Annotated in this window: 18 protein-coding genes and 1 pseudogene; 2 read left to right on the top strand and 17 right to left on the bottom strand. The window is 40.4% G+C overall.

Annotated features, from left to right (window positions below; translation table 11 throughout):
* Positions 1–9: 9 nt before the first annotated feature.
* The 14 genes and pseudogenes from BUB16_RS13725 to BUB16_RS13665 all read right to left on the bottom strand — a co-directional run bounded on the left by BUB16_RS13725 (position 10) and on the right by BUB16_RS13665 (position 10282).
* Positions 10–1224 (bottom strand): M56 family metallopeptidase, encoded by a 1215-nt coding sequence (locus BUB16_RS13725; RefSeq protein ID WP_073065480.1) that lies wholly within the window; start codon positions 1222–1224, stop codon positions 10–12.
* Entirely contained in the window at positions 1221–1592 is a 372-nt protein-coding gene (locus BUB16_RS13720; RefSeq protein WP_073065477.1) for a BlaI/MecI/CopY family transcriptional regulator, read from the bottom strand. The genes BUB16_RS13725 and BUB16_RS13720 overlap by 4 nt, the downstream gene beginning before the upstream one ends.
* Positions 1593–2185: 593 nt before the next feature.
* Complete coding sequence (locus BUB16_RS13715) at positions 2186–2536, bottom strand: antibiotic biosynthesis monooxygenase family protein (protein WP_073065474.1); 351 nt, start codon at positions 2534–2536, stop codon at positions 2186–2188.
* A gap of 249 nt (positions 2537–2785) precedes the next feature.
* Entirely contained in the window at positions 2786–3046 is a 261-nt protein-coding gene (locus tag BUB16_RS21575) for a hypothetical protein (RefSeq protein ID WP_073065471.1), read from the bottom strand.
* Between the two features lie 9 nt (positions 3047–3055).
* Positions 3056–4012 carry a metallophosphoesterase gene (locus BUB16_RS13705; protein WP_084088292.1) on the bottom strand — a complete coding sequence of 319 codons (957 nt, stop codon included), beginning with the start codon at positions 4010–4012 and terminating at the stop codon, positions 3056–3058.
* A gap of 102 nt (positions 4013–4114) precedes the next feature.
* The gene (locus BUB16_RS13700; RefSeq protein ID WP_073065468.1) at positions 4115–4468 is read right to left on the bottom strand and encodes a VOC family protein; all 354 of its coding nucleotides are present in this window, start codon (positions 4466–4468) and stop codon (positions 4115–4117) included.
* Positions 4469–4815: 347 nt separating this feature from the next.
* Positions 4816–5004 carry a PIN domain-containing protein gene (locus BUB16_RS13695; RefSeq protein WP_073065465.1) on the bottom strand — a complete coding sequence of 63 codons (189 nt, stop codon included), beginning with the start codon at positions 5002–5004 and terminating at the stop codon, positions 4816–4818.
* A 169-nt stretch (positions 5005–5173) separates the two neighbouring features.
* Positions 5174–5908 (bottom strand): SDR family oxidoreductase, encoded by a 735-nt coding sequence (locus BUB16_RS13690; protein ID WP_073065462.1) that lies wholly within the window; start codon positions 5906–5908, stop codon positions 5174–5176.
* A gap of 89 nt (positions 5909–5997) precedes the next feature.
* The gene (locus BUB16_RS13685) at positions 5998–6564 is read right to left on the bottom strand and encodes a Crp/Fnr family transcriptional regulator (RefSeq protein WP_073065459.1); all 567 of its coding nucleotides are present in this window, start codon (positions 6562–6564) and stop codon (positions 5998–6000) included.
* A gap of 69 nt (positions 6565–6633) precedes the next feature.
* On the bottom strand, positions 6634–7290 hold the full coding sequence (locus BUB16_RS13680; RefSeq protein ID WP_073065457.1) for an NADPH-dependent F420 reductase: 657 nt from the start codon (positions 7288–7290) through the stop codon (positions 6634–6636).
* Positions 7291–7344: 54 nt separating this feature from the next.
* Positions 7345–8340: an SDR family NAD(P)-dependent oxidoreductase gene (locus BUB16_RS13675; RefSeq protein ID WP_073065454.1), complete on the bottom strand. Its 996-nt coding sequence runs from the start codon at positions 8338–8340 to the stop codon at positions 7345–7347.
* Positions 8341–8514: 174 nt separating this feature from the next.
* Positions 8515–8592 (bottom strand): annotated as a pseudogene (locus BUB16_RS22245) (oxidoreductase); the annotation flags it as partial.
* A gap of 78 nt (positions 8593–8670) precedes the next feature.
* The gene (locus BUB16_RS13670) at positions 8671–9249 is read right to left on the bottom strand and encodes a TetR/AcrR family transcriptional regulator (RefSeq protein ID WP_073065452.1); all 579 of its coding nucleotides are present in this window, start codon (positions 9247–9249) and stop codon (positions 8671–8673) included.
* A 466-nt stretch (positions 9250–9715) separates the two neighbouring features.
* A complete protein-coding gene (locus tag BUB16_RS13665) occupies positions 9716–10282 on the bottom strand; it encodes a dihydrofolate reductase family protein (RefSeq protein ID WP_073065449.1) in 567 nt (188 codons plus the stop codon).
* 285 nt (positions 10283–10567) lie between these two features.
* Here BUB16_RS13665 and BUB16_RS22240 point away from each other — a divergent pair, with 285 nt between their 5' ends.
* Positions 10568–10714: a hypothetical protein gene (locus BUB16_RS22240; protein WP_170864396.1), complete on the top strand. Its 147-nt coding sequence runs from the start codon at positions 10568–10570 to the stop codon at positions 10712–10714.
* A gap of 45 nt (positions 10715–10759) precedes the next feature.
* Positions 10760–11008: a transposase gene (locus tag BUB16_RS22235; protein WP_073065446.1), complete on the top strand. Its 249-nt coding sequence runs from the start codon at positions 10760–10762 to the stop codon at positions 11006–11008.
* 368 nt (positions 11009–11376) lie between these two features.
* Here BUB16_RS22235 and BUB16_RS13655 read toward each other — a convergent pair whose 3' ends face one another.
* From BUB16_RS13655 to BUB16_RS13645, 3 genes are all read right to left on the bottom strand, one after another.
* Positions 11377–12078: a VIT1/CCC1 transporter family protein gene (locus tag BUB16_RS13655; RefSeq protein WP_073065443.1), complete on the bottom strand. Its 702-nt coding sequence runs from the start codon at positions 12076–12078 to the stop codon at positions 11377–11379.
* 340 nt (positions 12079–12418) lie between these two features.
* Positions 12419–12823, bottom strand: a complete 405-nt coding sequence (locus tag BUB16_RS13650; protein ID WP_073065440.1) for a type II toxin-antitoxin system VapC family toxin — start codon at positions 12821–12823, stop codon at positions 12419–12421.
* Positions 12820–13059 carry a FitA-like ribbon-helix-helix domain-containing protein gene (locus BUB16_RS13645; protein WP_073065437.1) on the bottom strand — a complete coding sequence of 80 codons (240 nt, stop codon included), beginning with the start codon at positions 13057–13059 and terminating at the stop codon, positions 12820–12822. The genes BUB16_RS13650 and BUB16_RS13645 overlap by 4 nt, the downstream gene beginning before the upstream one ends.
* Positions 13060–13505 lie beyond the last annotated feature (446 nt).

Genomic DNA, 13505 nt, shown 5'->3' with positions numbered 1-13505 from the left:
CAGCACATTTCAACTGCCTGATTTGGACCTCCAAGTCCTTTTAGACTGACCATCATTCGATTGCACCGTGGAATAATTGATTTTCAGGGTACCCTTTTCCCGAAGAACTTTTTGTACGTCCGTAACTAAACCCATTGTAGCATTCTTATGCACTTTAAAATCAATAATTGTCTGCTCCGGATCCATCGCCAGGTCAGCAAAAACAGATTCAAATTGAGAAGCCGAAACTGTTTCGCCATTCAGTTTTATGGTCTCAGCGTCTACTATTTCCAGACTTACTATATCTTCAACTTGATTATCCGATTCCATACTGGCTGGTTCACAACCAAAGGTGATGCCAAGAAGAACAAAGAACGGTATAATCAATGCTAGTTTTAAGGAAGAACGGGCTGTTGAATGGTTAAGAGTCATCATCTGGAACCTCTTCTTTGTGATATTAAAATTTAGACTGGTGCTAAGATAGTGGGCTGATTTAGCAGTTCGCATTTTTAGTAACAATGTTTGGTAGTCTGCAATATCCGCACCATTAGACAAGACCTTATCGTCTGCAATATATTCGTGATTGACCTGGATCGCTTTTTTATAAAAGTACAGGACCGGGTTAAACCAACAGATGGTTTTCAAAATCTCTACGATGATAATATCTAAAGAATGATTTTGCTCGGCATGGATGAGTTCGTGAATCATTACCTCTTCGCTGATTTCTTTATTTTCGTACTGCTTTTTATTTACAAATATGGTTTTCCAGAATGTGTGGGGGACTACTTCCTTAGCTACCAAAACCACTTTGTGGTCTTTAAAAGAGGTAGCTGGGTTCTTCATTGACTTAAGCTGCATACGATACAAATGTCGAATCATTCGAAAAGACAGGATCAGCGTCACAATACCGTAAACCCAAAGAAGGAATGGGGTAATCCATTCAAAGTATGAGGTGTGGCTCACAGAATCTTTTTCTGTAGGATTATCCGACACCTGATAAACAGACTCAGCATTGGTGTTCTCAATCTCACCTGAAAGTATTTGTGATATTTCAGTATTGCTACTTAAGGTTAATAAAGAGTCAAATATTCCAAAGGGCATCAATGGTACGGTCAATGAAAATAGCAGGGCGCCAAGCAGATACCAGCGATTGATCTGATATATTTTTTCCCGGGCAAGAACAGCATGATAAAACAGGAGGACTAATCCCATGCATACTGTTGAGTATATCAGGTAAGGAATCATTGGTCTCTCTTTTTAAGTTCGTTGTTGATAATGTCCTGAAGCTCTTCCAGTTCTTCATCAGATAAGTTAGTTTCCTTCGTGAAAAAAGAAGCAAAGGTCGAGGGAGAATCATTAAAGTATTTCTTAATCAGACTATTTATGTGCTTCGAAAAGTAGTCTGACTTTTTTACCAGCGGATAGTATCTCCGTGAACGTCCCATCTGCTCATAGTCGATATAGCCTTTATCCTTCATTCTTTTCAGCAGTGTTGCAACCGTACTGCTGGCTGGTTTGGGATCGGGATATTTTTCAATCAAGTCACTTAAAAATGCTTTCTCAAGTTCCCAGAGATACTGCATCAACTGTTCTTCTGATTGCGATAGTTTCATATTATTCTACATTGTTAGAACTGTTTCTACAAATGTAGAAATAAAAACGCAAAAAATGCAAATTAATTTTCTCAGTAGTCTTCTTATGGTACTAAAGTGATGTAAAAAGAAGGGCCTCACCGAGATTAACTATAATCAATCCTAACTACCCAAGGAGGACCTCATGATCTGTGATCTGCGTAGAAATAGATCTTTAAGCTAATAATATGGAGAATAAGCCCCATAAGGCATGCAATCCAAAGCTTTCCCGATCTACGGAGTTTTAAGGAAGTAGATAGGGCAGGTATGGTAAGTCCGAGTGTCATCAACGAAGTTGGTCGTCAGCAATAGGTTTGAACTAAGGATTTATTGAAATGAATGAAACGAACAGCTGGGTGGGTCCGCCAGCTGGCAGATTGACATTTATCTCGTACTTCTGGTGTTTACAGACTCCTAATGGAACAACTGGCATTGGAACGGTATTAACCGTTGGTTTTGGCAGGTTAATCCTTGACTGGTTTATGCCATCAACTGAAAATTATTCAACAACATGCTGAAGCAAAGAATCGCAGGCTCAAAGGGTTGTGAAGATAAAACGATTTAAAGGCACGGCGTTAAAGACCATTATCTGACTTAAATGTCAATACTTTTGAAATAATAACTTCATAGCCGTTATACCACTTTTTGTAATTTTTTTTCGCTTTCTGATGATCGGGGTGATTCGAAAATGTTTTTAACGCATCTATGCTATCCCAATAGTAAACGACCGATTTTTTGTTTTCCTCGTTATTCGACCATCCCTCTTTACCTAAAAAACCCGCATTAGAGTTGGCAACCTGGTCTATGATATCATTCAAGCGCTCAAACTCTAAATCATGGTTCTTCACTCGAAAAATAAAGGTAGCTGAATAAACAGAAGAGTCCCTATTGATTAGATCATTTATTTGTTGAGCACTTTTTTTCATGTTTTGTGTCAATTTGAATTGGTAAAATGGATAGAAGGATCAGGCGCATAACGGGCGGGAGCCACCCGTTGATATAAATATAAAATGTACTACGGAAATTGGCCAGTCCAAAATCGGCAGGGAAGGGCGAGGCGCGTCCGCTTGAAGGAGAGGTAGGTACCACACCTGGTATAGCGAATTGGAGGAGTTTCTAAAGCCTCTTCATTGACTCCAAAATTGCACAGATATAACCCTATAAATACTCTGACTTTAGCTTCCGGAATCACTTTCCTCTGTTATGGAATGGAATACCTCCTCTTCGTTTTTCACATAACACTCAACGATGCATTGTCCCGGCTGCAGTTCTACGGTGGTTTTAGATGTTGTCCCGGCTGCAGTAAATCCAAGTCCACCCATAGTTTGGGCACCGGGTTCGAAAAACCAGGCAGCTGTTTCCGAAATAGAACCTATCAAGTTTTCCGTGAATTGACTGAATTCAATTTTACCTTCAATCGTGTAGGCTATTTCCAATTATTGTTATTATCTATAGCTTGACCAATCTGCTACATCCTCGATAGGTATAACCCGGTCATATTCATTTCCCTTACCATCTATAAGGAGATAATTTTCAAATATATGACAGATAGCAAAGGTACTGGCATCAGGATTTTCTACCATTCCTTTCAAGTTGAGGTAGTAGATGCCATTATGGATGGCATCGCCCCCCGAATGATTATGTCCATTCATGTAGATTTTGACTACCTCATATTGCTCCAATAAATTTACGACTTCTCTGTCATTCCATAAGTTGTGAGTAGATTCCACTGGATAAACGGGAAAGTGATTGAAAACCGTCACTTTGTAATCATTTTTTTGGGCTTCATCTAATTGCTTTCTCAACCATGCTAATTGTTTTGAGCTTAATCCCCCATTCCATGATTGGGCATTATCCTGACCAGTTTTTTTTAAAGAATCCAGCATAGCCTGGGATGCTTTATATTTAGCAGAACCCGGAGGATGAGCCATTACACTCAGATCTTGTCCGTCCAGAAATATAAATTTCCAACCTTTTTGTAAAATCGAAAAATAACGCTTATCCAAGCCCAATTTCGTGGGTACGTCATTCTTTTTTTCCGAAGCTACTGCAAATTCATGGTTCCCCAATACGACATATTTCTGTGTCTCGATTTTATTATAAATGGGAATTATATCGTCGAAACTATTAAAATCCCTTTCAATCATATCTCCCAAATGAACCACAAAATCCAAAGTATAGGTATTCAGTTGTTTCGCCGCTTTTTCCATATTATCCAGTGAACTCCTGTAATGACGATTTCCATGTACAGGAAGATCTGCATATTGAGCGTCAGCAATAACCCCAAATGAAATCAAGGCTGGGGTTGTACTTGATTTTTCAGATTTAACTTGGCAGCCTGCTAAACAAAGGACAAGTATGCTTAAGGAAAAAATGTGGATATATATTCCTTTTTTCATCATATGGTGTATGCAGTTTGTTAGAATTCCATGGGGAGATTTCCAGACACATAAAAGGGGTTGTTGGATAATTCTGCCTATTCGTATAACTGCGCGGGTTAGCTGTTACTGATCTGACCAGACCGATAGTTCATTACCACCTGGTTCTGTAAAATGAAATCTACGGCCCCCAGGAAACGAAAAGATTGACTTTGTAATTTTACCACCAGCTTGTTGGATTTTAGTTTGTGTAGCTTCCAGATCGTTACTGTATAATACAATTAAGGCGGAGCCATTCTCTGTGGTTGCATGTTTTGAAGATTTAAAAAAACCACCGTCTAATCCGGAATTTGAAAAGGAAGTATATTCTGGCCCATAGTCTTCAAATGACCACTCAAAGACCTCCTTGAAGAATTTCTTTGTAGCCAATAAATCACCAGAAGGAAATTCTACATAATTTATTTTTTCGTGACAACTCATATGATCGGTTTTATTCTATAATGCTGAAAATTTGCACTGACTGAATAGTTTGGTAATTCAAAAGTACTATGCAGGCTTCCATGAAATTTTCCCCTATTTTAATTAGTGAAGGTTTCCCGCTCACTGGATAGGACCAGCCACTATTACCTTTATAAGTTCTTGAGGCTTACATTCTAATTAGTGCCTTCTGGTCTGGAAACCTGCCGGGGACTTATAAGCATGATAGCTCGAAAGATAGCGGGTTATCTATCCCGCACCGGCGGGTCCAATAGCGGATTATACCACTAACATATTTTGTTTTTATCTTAGGAGTAATCTAAAGGCGGATTATACCGCTTTTGTTAGATTTATGTGACAAATTCTTCTGGGCTAATAGCTATTTTAGGAAATTCACGGATATTTTTTTTAAATGTGACCAGCCGGACATTTAAATCATCTGCCAATGCCACAAATTCACAATCGTAGGCCGAACAGGATGAATCAGAAACAAGACTCAGAACTGGTGTTGGATTTACCTCAAATTCATTGGCATCCATCAGTTGTTCGGCTTCTTCTGTGGCCTGTAAAACAACCGATAATTCTAAAATGTCCTTCCGTAAATATATCGATAGGACGTTCCATTTAATTTAATAATTCCGTCGTTAAAATATAATAGCGATTTAGGTTCGTATCTAAACCTCTATTATTCGTTGTTATATGCTTTTTCTACCAGGGACATTCCCCTGTTTCATTGTATTCTTCACTGAAGAATTTGCCCGTAGGTCCGTTTTGGTCAATCAAGGCATATTTTATAATGCGTTTGCCGGCCACTTCAACCTCGCCTCCGTTATAATTCGTGAAAGCGGTTTTGGTATAACCGGGGCAAACGGCATTTATTCTGAAAGCCGTATCCTGCAGCTCGTAAGCCAAATGAACCGTGTACATATTCAGGGCCGATTTGGACGAAGCATAAACCGCTAATTTTGCATCGTCATATGCTTGCCAGTTGGGGTCGCTTTGAAGCGTAAGGGAACCTACACTGGAAGTTACGTTTACAATTCTTGGCTCTGGTGATTTTTTCAATAAATCAATAAACGTCTGTGTGACCCTTACAACCCCATATAAATTGACCTCAAATACGTCTTCGAAATTATCAATACTTGTTTCGAGCGCATGTTGCGGTACCGTTCCGCTGATACCGGCATTGTTTATCAGAACATCTAACTGTGCTTGTTCTTTTTCAATGGTGTTTTTGGCAGAAATAATAGTTTCAGGCTTGGTTACATCTATGTTAACAGCCTTGACATTTTGAAAGCCCTTGTCATTCAATTCTTTTACGGCAGCCTTTCCTTTTTGAAGATCGCGACTACCCAAATAAACAAACAATCCTTTTTGGGAAAGTTGTTTTGCTGTTTCCAGGCCAATACCTCTGTTTGCTCCTGTTATTAATACTGATTTCATTGCTATTCATTCTTTTCATTAACATTTGATGACACAGCAAACGTACTAAATGCTCAAATGAAATCAGTTACCATATGGTAAAAAGTACGCTATCGGATATTTTTTCTTATCCTACTCAATGATTGTTGCGTAACTCCCAAGTAGGACGCGATAAAAGCTAATGGGATACGATTAGTAAGCGAGGGATAGGTTTCCATAAATTCCAGATAGCGTGTGGTAGCATCCTGTGAAATTTCCGGGCTTTTTCTCAGTTTTTGAATCAAGCACTTTTGAAACATTTTATCCATGATTTGATCGAAGCCAACAATGGTATCTGAAATTTCTTCCCAATTGGACTTGGAAAAAACAATGAGCCTGCAATCGGTAACGGCTTGCAGATATTCGGAAGCCGCGGTATTTGCCTTAAAATTAAGATAATCCACCATTAAATTGTTTTCATCGAGAAAATGGCGGGTAATTTCTTCGCCTTTGTTATTGTAATAGCAGATCCGAAACACACCTTCAACAATAAAACCCACTTGCCTTGGAACTTTTCCCGCTTCCGAAAAATAATCGCCCTTGGGAAGGTCTAACTCAGTGCCCTTCCTGGTGATTAAATCTATTTGCTGCTGATTCAAATCACCAAATTGTAAAACATATTCTATAAACTCTTCCATAGTAACAAGTAAGTTATAATTGATATAGGCAAAATTTTTAAATTCTTGTTATTAAAATTGATGCTATACTCACACCCGGATGGTTCGCCGCCGTGCCTTGGCAAGATTAGCCATCAGTTGGGTTCGGGTCTGGTGCTTGTGCGCCATCCAAGCCGGCTGACCGGGGCCGCTGCGCCATGATTCGCTGAGCGGGCTGTTGTCGACAGTATCAAACCCAAACTGATCATATAACCGGGACACGAGCTCAACGGCTTTCGGAAAGTCGCTTGAGACCGACAGTGCATGGCGGTCGGGGGTGCCGGCCGGGCTACCTGAAATAAAGAACCGGGGAGCCTGGATGTGGGTGAAGGCCTTCGCTACCTTCGAATCAGGAAGTTGCTCCTGGCGGAGCTCATGAACGGTCTTTTCACCCGAATCAATCATGGGGAAATGGCCATCCCGCCAGGGCATATAATTATTTGTATCCAGCACGATCTTGCCCGCGAGCTGTTCCACAGGCATGTCATTATCCAGCTTGAGGGGAACGGCAATGACAACAAAATCACCAGCCTCTGCAGCCCCGGCCGCCGTAGCGGCGCGTGCTGAAGGACCGAGCTCCTCAATGAGGCCCTTTAACGTCTCTGGGGCCCGTGAATTGGCTATAACAACCTCGTACCCGTTTGCAATTGCTGCACGAGCAATCTGGCTGCCCACCTCACCTGCACCAATGATACCGATCACGTTCATGGGCAAGCCTTCTTTGTATGGTGAGTTCGTCTTCAAAATGAATCCATCTATCAGTTAAGGGTGAAATGTAACGCCGGTCATTTCTTCGCTTAATTTCCACAAGCGTTTGGCACTGGCTTCATCTAACGAATAGGGTTTTACACCTGCTGATACTCCCTCTCCTGAAGCTAATTCAGCAATATCTGCATCTTCACAATACACGCCGCCAATGTCGTTTAGCAACGGGCTTGTGGCACACCAAATTGTTGTTGCCGCACCTTGTGGAATGGTTTTTAATGATGCAGCAACTTCTGGTATCATATTGCCTTCATCGTCTAATAAGCCAATTTGTTGGAGCAATTCCACAGAAGCCTCTTTTGCCAAATCTGTTCCTGCAGTATTGCCTGGGTGTACGGAATAGGCTCTTACACCAAATGCTTTAGCACGATTATCCAACTCAAGTGTAAACAGATTGACAGCAGTTTTTGATTGCCCATAACCCGATAACGTCTCATATTCACGGTTTTCAAAATTCGGATCATCAAAATCCAATGGTGCAAACTGGTGTCCCTGGGAAGATACATTAACTACTCTCGCCCCATTGGCTTTTTTCAGGGCACCCCATAATTTTGCCGTAAGTTGAAAGGGTGCCAAATAGTTAGTTACCAATTGCGATTCTATTCCGCGACTATCTCTGCGTAACGGAACAAACATAATTCCTGCATTATTGACAAGTAAATGCAACGGTCTGCCTGAGGCTAAAAACCGTTCTGCAAATCTATTCACAGAAACGTAGTCCATTAAGTCAATTTCTTCCAGCTCAATGTTTGCAATTCCCGCCAAATTTTCCTGCGCCTTTGCCTTTTCAATGGGTCTTGCAGGCACAATGACGGTGGCTCCTGCTGCCGCAAGTGTTTTAGTGGTTTCTAAACCAATGCCTGAGTAACCGCCTGTGACGATTGCTGTTTTTCCTGTAAGATCTATTCCTTTAATGACATCACCTGCCGTTGATGTTGCGCCAAATCCTGACCCGATCGGCTTCTGTAAGGTTCCGTTGTTTATTTGTTTCATTATTTATTTAGTTAACTTATTGTTTGTTTTGAAAAAAATTGAATTGATATGTTTTCTTTAGTTACCAAGCTACCTTTTGGCAGGGCTGTTTAATGAGTTTACATTTTTACAGACCATAAATACCGCCTGATACAGATATTTTATCTCCCGTAATCCACGCTGAATCCTCGGAAGCAAGAGTTTGGCAATAGAAGCTCCTATTCCTTTCGAAGCACCTGTAACAATGGCTACCTTATTTTTTAGTTTGCTCATTTTCTATTTTAAGGTTTATGGGGTTAAATACAGTTATATTTTTGTTTTAAACCGATCGTTTCAAAATGGGCAAAAAAATTATCCTTTTATGGTTTCCAGTAAAAAATCAGTCATTTGAGTCGTTAATTGTTCGTCACCAAATAAGATATGCGTCGCCCAGATTGAGGTTATATTCATCACGATAAAGTGTGCCAATACCCCGGACTCCCTGTCTGTTTTGAGTTCACCATTTTCCTTTGCCATTTCCAGTAATTCCTGAAACAGTTTTACGGATGACACTGTCTGCCTGGTAAGCCGCTGCTTTACAGCCTTGTCAGTGCGTGCAAGTTCAAAAGTAGAATTGACGACAAGACATGTTTTCTCATCTTCCAATACACTTTTCAGCACAGACTGAACAACATTCTCTACGGCCTTCATTGGGTCCTTGCTTTTCTTTGCAGCCTTTCGGTATTCTTCTTCCTTTTTTTGAATATACCTGTCAAGAGATTTCAGAAACAGCTCATGCTTGTTGCCATAGGTGTGGTATAAACTACTCCGGTTGATCTCCAGAGCATCCACCAATTCATTCATGGAAGTAGCTTTATAGCCCTTATCCCAGAACAGATTTCGTGCACATTTCAATTTTTCTTCGTAATCAAACTCTTTTTGTCTTGGCATGATGGAAGTAATATAGAATATTAAACCGATTGTTTCAATATAAATTGTAAATTATTTTTTGGATAAATAAACGGCTGGAGCTGGATTTCAGGCAGGAATTCCCTATACGTTACATCACCAGGCTGAATTGGTTTATAAAACAAGCTTATTTGTGATGTTAATTCATTTTCTTTGTTCTGTTTATTAATTTACTACGAAAGTGTTGATCTACACGCAAGATTTACCTGCATCTGTATCCTGGACAGTAGAGGGGAAGGTGGTCTTTCACAAAAACCGGCGGTGCAGCCTGCGATGCTGTCAACCGCTGTTGAATACGGCCTGTAGCAAGCTCCATGGAATGGGTATCGAAAAAAATAACACCAGGTGAGGGAATAGTTCTTTTGCTCAGAAGGGGTATTGCCTGTTGACTTTGGAGGCCATACATGGGTTATATGGCGGGACTTGCGTGAGAATGTATTATACAATGTTAGCTGTTCGTTGTTTTTTTGTTTGTCGGTTCATAGTTAAGTGTTACTGCACCACTACTAAAGGTTTTAGTCTTTATGAGTTTAAGAATAGTCCTGTCGTTTATATTTTCAAATAATGGCAAACCGCTTCCTGCAACAACAGGATGAACACAAAATTGGTATTCATCAATCAAATTAAGTTTCATTAGCTGTATAATTAAACTCGGGCTGCCAACAAAAATGTCTTTACCTGATTGTTGCTTGAGTTCTAAAACTGTTCCTTTTAAATCACCCTTTGCTATGGTTGCACTTTCCCAATCTACATTTTTAAGCGTCCGGGAGAAAACTATTTTCGGAATTTGGTCTATAGCCTTAGCAAAGTCATTCATTGATTTTTCTTCGGAAGGATTTTCCAACAGGGTTCGCCAAAACTCCATAAGTTCATACGTGGTCCTGCCATACAGAATTGCGTCTCCCTGTCTTAATAATTCTGTATAATGCTGATGTATTTCTTCATCTGGAATTCCTGCTGTATGGTCGCAAATCCCGTCAAGTGTCGTATTGATTGCAGCAATTAGTTTTCTCATACTATTTTATTCAATTTAGATTATCATTGCTTCAAAGAAATCGGACGTTTTAATTATATCAGCTGGATAAACCATTCGCATGGGGGAATTACGACTTTACCACAGGGCAAATAAGACAATTTCCATTAATTGAAGTATTGCCAAGCCATATAACGGTTTGGCGTTTAAACGGCTTGGCCTTATTGACAATTAATGTAATTAAAGCGGAGAACTTCTTTTAGCCAATAAATCCAGTGGCGGGGTAAGATACAGTCCACGTTATGGGGCCAGGCCATCAAGTACAACGTGCAGATCAGCGAATCACAATGGCGGTATCTCGATAAGCTGTGCAACTGGCTCCAACCACAGCTGCCTCCGGCAGCAAAGCTGCAGGCTCGGATGCTGGTTGCCCAACTCAGCCAGCTGCAACAGCATATCCACCGGATCGAATAAGAAATTGAACAGCAAGCTACTTTTGATGAAGCTGCTGAGCGACTCATGGCGGTGCCAGGGCTGGGAAAAGTAGGCGCTTGGACCATTTTGGCTGAGGTTGGAGACATCACCCGGTTTCCCAGTGTCAAGCAGTGCACCGTACGAAACGGAACCCAATTTAAACTGAAGGCGGGTCCTACTTTCGGCCACAGTCACGTCTCCTTCTCCGACCGGTACGACGACCGGTCGTGCAGTAGAGGCATTGTCACCTTATTCACCTGTGGCTTGAGGATAGGCGGGCGATTCCCGAAGTGAGAAAGACTAAAAGAATAATAAGATAGATTTGTCGCATGATTAAACTCATAGTGTGATGTAGAACCTAAGCTAGGGGGCTGCATAACGACATTTCGCATAAGCTGCACGCGAATGATTGTTGATTTATTAAATAATGAACGAAGAACTAAAAAGCCAGAAAAGTGGCAAGTCCTGGCGAGCGTGTCCGCGATAATCTAAAGGCGGGTTATAGGGCGCTTTATGTAAGAAAATCAGAAGTTAACAGACAAGCATAAGTGTAATGCGTTTCCCCGTGCGATTAATTGTCAGCTTACCACAAAGATTAAAAGTAGTAAAGTTGTTCATTAGAATAGTTCAGTTCGCATTGCATTCATACAATACTTGTTAAATTAAACATTGACACCAAAAATGTAACCAACCAATGCGGATAAACCCATTGCAATGGTTCCCCAGATTACAATTCTTGCCACCGCTTTACTAATACTTGAACCACCAGTCTTTGCTGATACAGCACCAAGAATAATGAGAGATAGAATAGTAAACCCGTATAGAAAAAACTCTATTTGTGAAACAGGTGCAAAAAGTGTAACAATTAAAGGTAAAAGCCCACCAGCTGTAAATGCAGCACCTGATGCTAAGGCTGCTTGAATTGGTTTCGCTTGACTTATTTCATTGATTCCTAATTCGTCACGAGTGTGCGTCCCTAGTGCATCTGCTTCGGTTAATTCTTTTGCTACTTGTAATGAAGTCTCTTTCTTAAGGCCCCTTCTTTCATAAATCTGTGCCAAAACTTTCATTTCAGCTTCGGGCATTTCTTCAAGTTCTTGTTTTTCCCGTTCAATATCAGCTTTCTCAATGTCAGTTTGTGAACTAACAGATACATATTCTCCGGCGGCCATAGATAATGCTCCGGCAACGAGACCTGCCAAGGTTGCTAATAAAATTGGATCTCTTGTTACACTGGCTGTTGCTACTCCGATAGCAAGACTTGAAATAGAGATTATACCGTCATTTGCTCCAAGAACAGTTGCTCTTAACCAATTACTCCGGTGTATATAATGGCTATCCAAATAGTTGTCAATGGTTATCATTTTTTGTTATTAGTCTATCGGTTGACATTATGGCCAGCACAAGCCACAAGCAAATCATTGATGAAATTGAGTACGTCCTTATTTCTTACATATTCATTAATATTATCTTCAATAAGTATAGTAAGAAGAAATTGGAGTTCATATCAAAGATTCAACATCACCCAATGCTCAAGATGTTTAAGGTTTTGATATTACATTAGCCCTATAACGACCCAGCGCATAACGGACAGGCCCCAACGTGTTGAAGTTGATTACAACTGAAATACTAACTAAAAAACGATAGGAGAGCAAGAGGGGGCGAGGCCTGTCCCCGTTGAAGCGCTTGTTATGTGCCGGGACCTTAAGTGTTGATTATTTGATCAGGATATTTTGCCAAGTTAGGAAACTCACTTAGCAACTGTTTGTCCAAGGTTATCAGTTCGAGATCAAGATCTTCGGCCAAACTGATAAATTCGCAGTCGTATGATGAGCATGTTGACTCGCTCACATGATGAAGTACTTGAACTGAGTTTACTTGAAACTGATTATTTTTCATTTGAAGCTCTGCTTTTTCAACTATAAGAAGAGCTTCTGCCAAATTAATCAAATCCTTTCTGAGATACAGCGAAACCACATTTCGAAATTCACTTCTCCACAGAATGGGAGCTACCCATTCAGGATCCTGCTGGTATAATGAGTCGCAAAGCTCTGTTGAATCTGAGGGAAGCCAAAAATGAGCGAGAATGTTAGTATCAACAACAATCATGGTCGCCCTTGGTTGATAGCTTCTTCAATCTCCTTGGAAGAGAGGCTTCCTTTAGCTTTTTTTCTTAGCCTGCGAGCTTCATTCAGAATATCACTCGGTGAAATGCTCCGTGCCTGTACGGTTTTTTCCAGGCAAGCAATTATTTCACTGTTGATACTGCGGTGATGGGCCTGAGCCTGCTGTCGTACCTTGTCATAAATTTCATCCGGAATATTTTTTACGGTGATACTGGGCATATTAAATTGGTTTCGTTATGGTTTACAAATGAAACTAAAAAGAAGAGCTGAATATTGCAATAAAAAGAAAGGCACATAACGGTTTGGCGTTTAACTAGCATGGCTATTTTTTGTCAAATAATTTAATAAAAGTTGGACGTTCTACAACACTATGATATATAAATAATGACAATAAACAACCATGTCCGAGTTGAAACGCTGGTTATAGGGCGGTTTATGGAGGGATTGGAAATTATCTAACGGTCTCATGTATGAGCAGAAGCGGATTCAATGCAACTACTTTTCAGGTTACAATATACTTTAATTGAAAGAAATAGCGGTTCAAGTTGGTACTTAAACCGCTATTGCTTAGGGAGTGTAAGCTGAACTCTGTCTGGTTTGTTTTATTCATCAGTGTTCCGGGTTAAATCAAGTGGAAGCCGATCTCCAAATTTAATCGCCAGCTG

The organism is Fodinibius roseus, assembly GCF_900129315.1.
GTDB lineage: Bacteria > Bacteroidota > Rhodothermia > Balneolales > Balneolaceae > Fodinibius > Fodinibius roseus.
The sequence above is the reverse complement of the archived record's forward strand: the minus strand, read 5'-3'. Positions and strand labels throughout refer to the sequence as shown.